We start from the raw sequence: 9501 nt of genomic DNA on the forward strand, positions 1-9501 counted from the left end.
TCATATTGCCAACCCTAAACCAGTACCACCATACCGACGAGTTGTAGAAGCATCTGCTTGAGTAAAAGGTTGAAAAATATGCTTTAACTGCTCTTCTGTCATACCAATACCAGTATCTATCACCCGAAAAACTATGTAACCATTTGAACTATTAAAGGACTGTAAATTTTCATTTTGAGATTTTTTCGCCTTTTTATTATTTACTCTTTCCACACTCAGAGTAATCAAACCATCTTGTGTAAATTTAGCTGCATTACCCAATAAATTTATCAGTACTTGTCTCACTTTTGGCATATCGGCATACATTGTACCTAAATTTTCTCCTAAAACTAATTTGAAGGTATTACGGTTTTTTTCTGTGAGATTTTTCGCTGTACCAACTACATCTTGAACTAACTTTTCAACCTCAATACTTTCTAAATAAAGTGTTACTTGACCTGCCTCAATTTTAGAAATATCCAAGATATCACTAATCATTTCTAGAAGGTGTTTACCTGCAATCTTAATTCTATCTAGATCCAGCATAAAGTCTTCATATCCTTCTTCTTCAGCTTCTTCATAAAGAATTTCACTATATCCAATAATAGCATTTAAAGGTGTACGAAGTTCATGACTCATGGTAGCTAAAAAAGCACTTTTAGAACGGTTTGCTGCTTCTGCTTTCAGTTTAGCTTCCTGGAGTTGTTCAGTGTATTTTGCCACCTTACCAATTAATTCATTGAGAGATAAAGTTAATTGTCCTATTTCATCTTCTGTAGTTACAGGAAGTTGTAATTCAAAGTTAGCTTCTTCTGTCACTTGTTGAGCAACTTTGATGATATCTTTGAGGGGAATCACGATGGAACTGCTGGTATAAATAGCCATTATTACTGCAATAATTATCGATAGTAGTAGGCTACCTATTAATATTTTAATTCCTAATGCTTCTGCTTTTTGATAATCTCTAAATCCTTGTTCTACTCTTTGATTAAATAATGTAGTTAACTTTTCTGAATCTTGTGATAATTTTTCTAGTTTTATTGCTGCTTCACTATTAGTAATTTGACTTAGTGATGTTGATGGTAAACTCTCTACTTTTATTGTTGTTTCAGGAGAAGTTTCTACTTGTTTTTCAGGAGGAGTTTGCTTAATTTCTTGAACTAAATTTTCTAATTTTTGAATATAGGATTCTACAGGATTAAAATAATTATCGATAAATTCTTGAAGCGGAATATCGTATTTTTTATGTAGACTTTTCTCCTCAACTTCTGGTATTAATTGAAGTTGCTTGAAAATAGTATTAACTTCGTAAATACTTGATAATTCTTGGGATATTTTTGCTTCTAAAACTTTTCGGTCATTAAGTAATTTTGGCCGTTCTTTTTGAATTATATTAACTTTTAATGCTTTTGTTGTGAGTTTCGTGAGTAAATTTACCTGTGCTTGAGCCTGCTCTATTTGTTCTCTAATTTGATTTTTATAACTCAACTCAAATACCCGCCCTGTCATTATTCCTACAGTTGCAACGGCGATCGCTAATATATAGCCAAAACTTATTTTCTTTCTGATTCCTATGCTACTAGACAGATTTTTTGATCCGGTTTGATCCGGGATTGTAGACTGTTTTTCTGATGTAGAAGTTAAAGACATCTGCACTGGTATTCCTTGGCCATAATCATACAGCATATTTTATTCTAATCTAATATTCATAACGGCCTTCTTAGCCTATATTATTTAATTACTTCCCAGGATTAATTATATGAAGTTTTTCCTTGATACCACAATATATTTTTTTTGACAATACTACTAATGTTTTAATCCCTCGAGGTTAGTATAAATTCTTTACCTTTATATTACTAACGAATGAAGTTCTGTCAACGTCGCGTTTCTCGCAAGCATAAAGGCAGTGCCAACCGCTTTAAAGCCATCAATAAACTAGGTCGAGTACACCTCAAAATAAGTAGGCAACGTGAAGAACACGCGCCTGTGACTGGCGCGTTGCGTAGTCCACTCTAACGACGTGGTCGCTTATGTAGACGCGGAGCGGCGCGCCGAAGGCAGATTTGAGGATTAAAAATTTAGTGAAAAACCACTGTCTGGCCAAGTCTATTAATGATGCAGGTTGGTATCAATTCAGGAAATGGTTAGAGTATTTTGGTCATAAATTTGGCAAGGTAACGGTTGCAATTAATCCAGTCTAAAAAGCGCCAAAATTGCTCAAATTGTGGAACAACGGTGAAGAAATCACTATCAACTCGAACTCATGTTTGTCAATGTGGATGTGTTTTAGATAGAGACCACAACGCCGCAATTAATATTCTCAATTCTGCCTTAAGTAGGGCTTGCTGATTAAATCTAAAAGTATTTACAGATAAAGGTTTTAGCCTTTTTGGGGTTGAAAAAAGTGCCTGGGAATCAGCTCTTCACGCTCAAACAGTTAGTATTTTAGGCGCATAGTTGAGCAGAACAATCTTGGGACAAAACGCCCGCTCCTATCTCCTCGCTCCCAAGCCTTTTCTCCTGTCTCCCCCTCCCCTCCTGGGAGCAGGGCTGTTTTAAAGTATTGTAATTAAGGATGCGCGGGAGAATGGGAGTAATGGGAATAGTGGAACAGTGAAATTTGCCAAAATTTGCCGATTTTTCAGCAAAGTACGCGTCTTTAAGCTCTGAGAGAATATTTGGTTCAACGCCATTTAAAAGCCTCTATCCCCGTGTCTGGTGTGTCTCCGCGTCCCCGTGTCTATGGAGAATGAAACAGCCCTGCCCTCCTGGGAGGGGCTAGGGGTGGGTTGGGAGGGGGAGGGGCGAGGGGTGGGTTGTCTCCTGTCTCCTACCCTCACTCATAAGACTTTTTCAGCAAACCCTAAGTACGATGGGGCACATCGGAACTTGGCTCAATGAGTCAAACGCTATGGCTCGCTCCACTCGCCATGCTCCGCAAACAGGAGATTCTGGCACTACTGGAGTTTAGACTAAATTTTGGGGTCTTCAGATAATTTGCTCAGAAGCAATGAATACTTGAAACTCATAACCCTTGGAAAATATAAAGGGTGCAGATGTTTTCAATGCTCTTGATTATTTTTCTTTTTTGGCGTTTGGCGAGGCAAGGGTGAAGCTAACATTATTCAAACTATTCAAAAAGTCTTTCCAGGGCACAATGAACCTATAGCACCCTAGTGGATAATTGACTGAAAAGTCTTTGCAATGCTGCAATGCGAAATAGTTTCAGTCTTGTTGGCCTATCTCACTATTCTCCCTCGGCAAGTTTCCGGCCTGCCTTAATTAGTCTAAACTCCAGGCACTACTGAGGTTGGAGAAATCCTGTCTCAGCAACCAGGGTCGTAGAACGAAGAATCCTCCGTGCTATGCCTAATGGCAGGCTACGCCAACAGCCGGAGGAGTGTCAATAAGTTGCAATTAGAAAAGTGTATAGACTTTATCGTTCGGATGGATCATTTCAGTTATCAGTTATCAGTACTTCTAGCTGTTTGCGCAGCATGACCTAGGAAAGAAAGAGGCTTGAAATAAGGAATATGTTCTTTTTTTTATCCCCTTAAAAGGGGAGGCGCATACCCAAAATTTTTCGGTAAAATTTAAGTTTTTAGGGAGTAGGGAACACCAGAGCAGGAAATATAAGCATTTGCAATACACTTCATATTTACTGAGTCATTTTATTGCATTTTTCACTGTATTAGTATTGGTCAAACAAAAAAATATTCATTCTTCGTATAACTATTTATTTCTCATAAAAATTTTGAGAATATTAACTTAACTTAATTACTTTTACTAATTTATTACTTACTGTTGGCAAAATTTAAATAGATATAAATCATCTGGTAGTTCAGAGGCCACATCTAAATCAACACTTTCAGGAACAAATAAAACCATGCCAAATTCACATAGTTCAGTTGAACATTTATCTGGTCGTGCAGTAATTCGATAATCACTCTTTTCTGTAGGAGTAAAAGAGATTACTGGTATTCCATCCTGTTTTTCATCATTGGCTATTTTTTCGCCCTGTTGATTTTTAAGGGTTAAATTTAAGTTATTACAATTATCATCACATACTCCTAGAATTGTATAGGATGTATTAGAAGATAATTTGGCTGTAAAAGGAACTTCTACTCTTTCTTTCACTTTTCCAATTAGTGGCCAAAATACCAGTTTGTTACCAGCTTTTTCTTGTTGTTCTACTGTCTCTTTCAGCTTACATATTACTTGTTCTTGTTCAACACTAAGTTCAACACTGGCAGCAGTTGCAACAATCGCACTGCCTAATACCAAACCAATTCCACCTAAAACTAATTTTTTGGTATCCATTGATTTACTCAAATAAAGATTCTTAAGTTTACTACAGTCAGGAGTTTAACATATCTCTTACATAATAGGGAATAGGGAATAGGGAATAGGGAATAGGGAACAGGGGATACCATTTCTCAAAAACTTTTCTATATTTTCTTGAGTAGGGGAGTAGGGGAGTAGGGGAGTGGGGGAGTGGGGGAGAATTAAACATAAGAATAATTAACATTAACTTACCTGAAAGTAGCAAAAAAGTCATTCTACATAAGTTAATTACTTAATAACTGATTATAGGGAACATGGAACAGAGAAAAGGGAGAAATAATTAATAATTTAGGGATAATAATTAATTTGATTTTTTGGGAGATGTCTACTCCTTAAAATTAATCATTAGATAGGGAACAGGGAATAGGAAACAGGGAGAAATAATTGATAATTTAGAGACAATAATTGATTTAATTTTTTGGGAGATGTCTATTGCTTAAAATTAATCATTAGATAGGGAACAGGAAATAGGAAACAGGGAGAAATAATTGATAATTTAGAGACAATAATTGATTTAATTTTTTGGGAGATGTCTATTGCTTAAAATTAATCATTAGATAGGGAACAGGGAATAGGAAACAGGGAGAAATAATTGATAATTTAGAGATAATAATTGATTGGGTTTTTGGGAGATGTCTATTGCTTTAACAAATAGTCTCTTAGGTAGCACTTCAACTATCAAGTAATTAGGGCTTGCTGATTAAATCTAAAATCATTGACATATAAAGACTTTAGCCTTTTAGGGTCTGAAATACCTTGATTTTCAGCTCTTCACGCTCAAAAAGTTAGTATTTTAGGCGCATAGTTGGGCATAAAAATCAAGGGACAATTCTTACTCCTACCTCTTCGCTCATTCCTATTTCTCCTGTCTCCTGTCTCCTGTCTCCTGTCTCCTACCCCAACAAAAAGACTTTCCATACGCAGACCCTAATTAACACAAACAGGATCGCCTTTTTGATAATTAGCACAGTACCCTAGAAGCGTATTAATTATTATTATGTTTCTTTCTCTGTACGGACGTTGTATGCAATGTCTCTACCCACTCCCCTACTCAAGAAAATTATGTAAAGCACTATTGTTTATTTTTCCCTCACTCCCCCACTCCCCCACTCCCCTACTCCCCCACTCCCTTACTCCCCCACTCCCCTACTGGTACTATTTGGTCTCCATCCAATTTTTTCCAGCATGAATATCTACTATTAGAGGTACTTTTAAATCTATGGCATTTTCCATTGTAGATTTAATTATCTGCTCCAATTCTTCCCACTCTAATGATGGAACTTCAAATACTAATTCATCATGGACTTGTAATAATAATTTTGCCTGATAATTTGCTAATATTTCATGGAATTTTATCATGGCTATTTTAATAATATCTGCACTTGAACCTTGAATGGGTGAATTAGCTGCTGCCCTTAAAAGTTGAGCATCATTTTGACTTAAACGTTTAAATTCATCTAGGTTAATTTCTTTTGGTTCCGTACCTTTTAAATCTCGGAGAGTTTTAGATTCAAATTCAAAATAACGCCGACGACCTAATATTGTTTCTACGTAACCTTGAGCGATCGCTTCTTTTTTTAATTTCCCTAAATACTTAAATACTTGAGAGTATTGCTGTTTATATCTGTCTAAAAATTGTTTACTTTCTTTGACAGTTATTCCGACAGATCTTGCTAATTTTTGTGCCCCCATGCCATAAATTACGCCAAAGTTTATTGTTTTACCGACACGACGTTCATCTGATGTAATTTCTGCTTTTTCAAATAATAGTTTTGCCGTGACAGTATGTACGTCTTGATTATTTTGATAAGCTTCTATTAATACTGGTTCTTTGCTCAAGTGGGCTAATATTCTTAACTCAATTTGTGAATAATCTGCGGCGACTAATAACCAATCTTTTTTGGGGATAAATGCCTGACGAATTTGCCGAGAAAATTCTGTACCAATGGGAATATTTTGTAAGTTTGGTTCGGAGGAAGATAAACGTCCTGTATCTGTTTGAGTTTGATTAAAGTTTGTATGAACTCGCTGAGTATCTGTACGAACTAATTTTGGTATGGCTTCGACATAGGTAGAAAAGAGTTTGTATAAGGTTCGGTGATTTAAGATTTCATCAATGATGGGATGATGTTGACTTTCTTCTTGTAATTTTTCTAAGACAACTACATCTGTAGAATAACCAGTTTTAATTTTCCGAGATTTTTTCTGATTTTGATTGAGTATATTAAATAGTAGTTCGCTTAATTGAGATGGTGAGTTAAGGTTTAAAAAATCACTTGTTTCTGCTTGATTGATTTGATTTTCAATTTCTTCTGAGTTTTGTCTTTGTTCTTTTGATAATTTGGTAATATATGCTTTTAGTATGGGGCTAGATATTGCTTTTTTTAATTCTTGTTGATTAGTGAATGAGTCAGCCTCTATATTTTGAATTTCAGTTTTGAGATATTCCTGTAAAATTCGACTATCTACAGTTTCAAAAGCTCTTTTTTCAATAGCTTCTAAATCTTTTTTCAGTTGAACTGAGAATTTATTAAGATATTCAATATCGATGCTAATTCCCAGATATTCCATTTCTGCCAAAACAGATTCTAATGGTTGTTCTACATCTACTAATAATTTGTGCAAAGATTTATCTGTCGGTTTATTTTCATCAGCTTTTTCTAATTCAACTCTTAATTTTTCTACTAACTGAAACGTTACAAAAACTTGAGTACCACAATAGTCAGCTACTTTCAGAATTTCTAAGTCAGCAATAGTTTGATTTTTAGAGACTACATCATCATAACTTTTTAAATTTATCCCTAGATTTCTGAGGTATCTAATATATATTTCTTCCAGACTATGTTTTGCTCCAGGATTTAATACATAACTTGCCAAAATTGTGTCAAAAACAACCCCAGATAATTTAATTCCTTGACAGCGAAAAACCAATCTATCAAATTTGGCATTTTGAAATACTTTTGGATAATCAGAACTTTCTAAAATTGGTTTTAAAGCCTCCAATACTTTTCCCTTATCTAGATTTTTTCCTACTTTATGTCCGGTGGGAATATAAGCAATATCTTCTATATTTTTTCCCCAACAACAACCAATACCAACCAACTCTGCATCTCGTGGTTCTAAAGATGTAGTTTCAGTATCCCATGCCACGGGAGTCTCATAATTTTTCTGTTCCTTTAAAATATTTACTAACTCCTTTAACTTTTCTGGAGTATCAATAATTTGAGGTTTTATTTCTGATTTTGTTGTAGTTTGTTGTTGAGCTGCCTTTGTATCTTCTACACTGAAAAACCAAATATCGTTTTCTACTTCATTTAATTCCTCTGACAAATATTTTATTCCTTCCAACTGACTAAATAACTGTTCTAAATCAGGAATTTTCTTAAGGAAGTCTTGTAATTCTAATTTTTCCAAAAGTGGTTCTATTTCTGAACGAGAAAATCTTTTGATATGACAATCTTCTATAGCAATATTTAACGGCACATTGACCTCTATTTTTGCCAAGAATTGAGAATGCTCTGCCGCATCTTTTCCTACTGTTAATCTTTTCTGTTTTGCTCCTTTAATTTTATCCAAAGAAGCATAAATTTCTGCAAGGGAACCATACTCCTTCAACAATTCAACTGCCGTTTTTTCCCCAATACCCCTAACACCAGGAATATTATCAGAATTATCTCCACAAAGAGCTTTATAATCAACAACTTGAGTCGGTAAAATACCCAATTTTTCCTTAACTTCTTCAGGATTAAATTCTTGAGGAGTGCTACCTTTACCTGCTGCTAAATGTAAAACACTAATACCTTTTTCCACATCTATTAGTTGAAATAAATCTTGGTCTCCCGAAAGAATTTTGACCCGAAAACCAGCAGCACTAGCTTTTTGTGCTAAAGTTCCCAATATATCATCAGCTTCATAACCAGGAGCAGTAATAACTGTTAAATTAAAAGCTCTTAAAATGTCTTGTAAATTTTTGACATCAACAATTAAATCTTCAGGTGTTTCTTTTCTATTTGCTTTATAGTTTTTGTCAGCTTTATGACGAAATGTAGGTACTCCTAAATCAAAAGCGATCGCTAAATATTCTGGTTTTTGGGTCTTGATTACTGGTAATAGAGATTTGAGAAAACCAAAACAAACATTTGTGGGAATGCCTGTAGAAGTTTTTAAGCCCCCACTACTACTTTTGCCATAAGCATAGTAGGAACGAAAGGCTAAAGAATGGCCGTCAATTAAAACGGCAGTGGGAAAGTTTGCAGACATTTGATATTGATATTGATATTTTGAGATATCTCTCTATTTTAGCGGGTAGTTTATACTAGCTAATAAGATAAATCTAAATTACCGAGAAATTCTGGTCTAAAGCCTCCCCTTTTAAGGGGATAAAAAAAGAGAATCTTCCTTATTTCAAGCCTCTTACTTTCCTACGGATGCTGCGCAAACAGTGAGAGGTACTGATAACTGATAACTGATAACTGATAACTGATAACTGAAATTACCTTGTTTGAATGCTTTTATTGTTAAAAATTTATTTCTACAGTTGTCACGTTTATGAATATGGAAATTTTTTTCTTTTTCCTAACTTTCTGACTCATCCGGCAAAGACTTAATCCCCGCCAACCCACTAAACTGTTGTTCTAAATGATGGATTTGATTTAAGAAATGTTGTAATTCAAACTTTTGCAAAACAGGCTCAATTTCTGAGCGAGAGATTTTTTTGAGCTGCAAATCTTCTATCTCAATATCTATTGGAACATTTACTTCAATTCTTGCCATAAACTGAGAATGTTCTGCCTCAGCTTTTCCCTCTTCAAGTTTTTTCTTATTTGCTCCTTTAATTTTGTTCAGAGAACTATAAATTTCCGCTAAAGAACCATATTCACTCAACAACTTAACTGCTGTCTTTTTCCCAATACCCCTAACACCAGAAATATTATCAGAAGCATCTCCACAAAGAGCTTTATAATCAACAACTTGAGTCGGTAAAATAGCCAATTTTTCCTTAACTTCTTCAGGACCAAATTCTTGAGGAGTGCTACCTTTACCTGCTGCTAAATGTAAAACACTAATACCTTTTTCCACATCTATTAATTGAAATAAATCTTGGTCGCCCGAAAGAATTTTTACCAGAAAACCAGCAGCACTAGCTTTTTGCGCTAAAGTTCCCAATATATCATCAGC

General features: G+C 34.9%; 4 protein-coding genes and 1 pseudogene. 1 reads left to right on the top strand and 4 read right to left on the bottom strand.

The annotated features are described in order from the left end of the window. Complete coding sequence (locus F6K54_RS33190; RefSeq protein ID WP_293087614.1) at positions 1-1665, bottom strand: histidine kinase dimerization/phospho-acceptor domain-containing protein; 1665 nt, start codon at positions 1663-1665, stop codon at positions 1-3. A 174-nt stretch (positions 1666-1839) separates the two neighbouring features. On the opposite strand from F6K54_RS33190, the pseudogene F6K54_RS33195 reads away from it, so the two are divergent. Further along, positions 1840-2328 (top strand): annotated as a pseudogene (locus F6K54_RS33195) (RNA-guided endonuclease InsQ/TnpB family protein); the annotation flags it as partial. Between the two features lie 1449 nt (positions 2329-3777). On the opposite strand, the gene F6K54_RS33200 reads toward F6K54_RS33195, so the two are convergent. From F6K54_RS33200 to F6K54_RS33210, 3 genes are all read right to left on the bottom strand, one after another. Beyond that, entirely contained in the window at positions 3778-4299 is a 522-nt protein-coding gene (locus F6K54_RS33200; protein ID WP_293087617.1) for a hypothetical protein, read from the bottom strand. Between the two features lie 1179 nt (positions 4300-5478). After that, positions 5479-8583, bottom strand: a complete 3105-nt coding sequence (locus F6K54_RS33205) for a DNA polymerase I (protein ID WP_293087620.1) — start codon at positions 8581-8583, stop codon at positions 5479-5481. Between the two features lie 315 nt (positions 8584-8898). Beyond that, positions 8899-9501: 5'-3' exonuclease H3TH domain-containing protein (locus F6K54_RS33210; protein ID WP_293087623.1), on the bottom strand; the 603-nt coding region annotated here is incomplete at its 5' end.

The organism is Okeania sp. SIO3B5, from assembly GCF_010692555.1.
Lineage (GTDB): Bacteria > Cyanobacteriota > Cyanobacteriia > Cyanobacteriales > Microcoleaceae > Okeania.

Bases quoted from the DNA above. Each gene is read 5' to 3' on its own strand.
- F6K54_RS33200 (WP_293087617.1), bottom strand. From the start codon at position 4,299: ATGGATACCAAAAAATTAGTTTTAGGTGGAATTGGTTTGGTATTAGGC.
- F6K54_RS33190 (WP_293087614.1), bottom strand. From the start codon at position 1,665: ATGCTGTATGATTATGGCCAAGGAATACCAGTGCAGATGTCTTTAACT.
- F6K54_RS33205 (WP_293087620.1), bottom strand. From the start codon at position 8,583: ATGTCTGCAAACTTTCCCACTGCCGTTTTAATTGACGGCCATTCTTTA.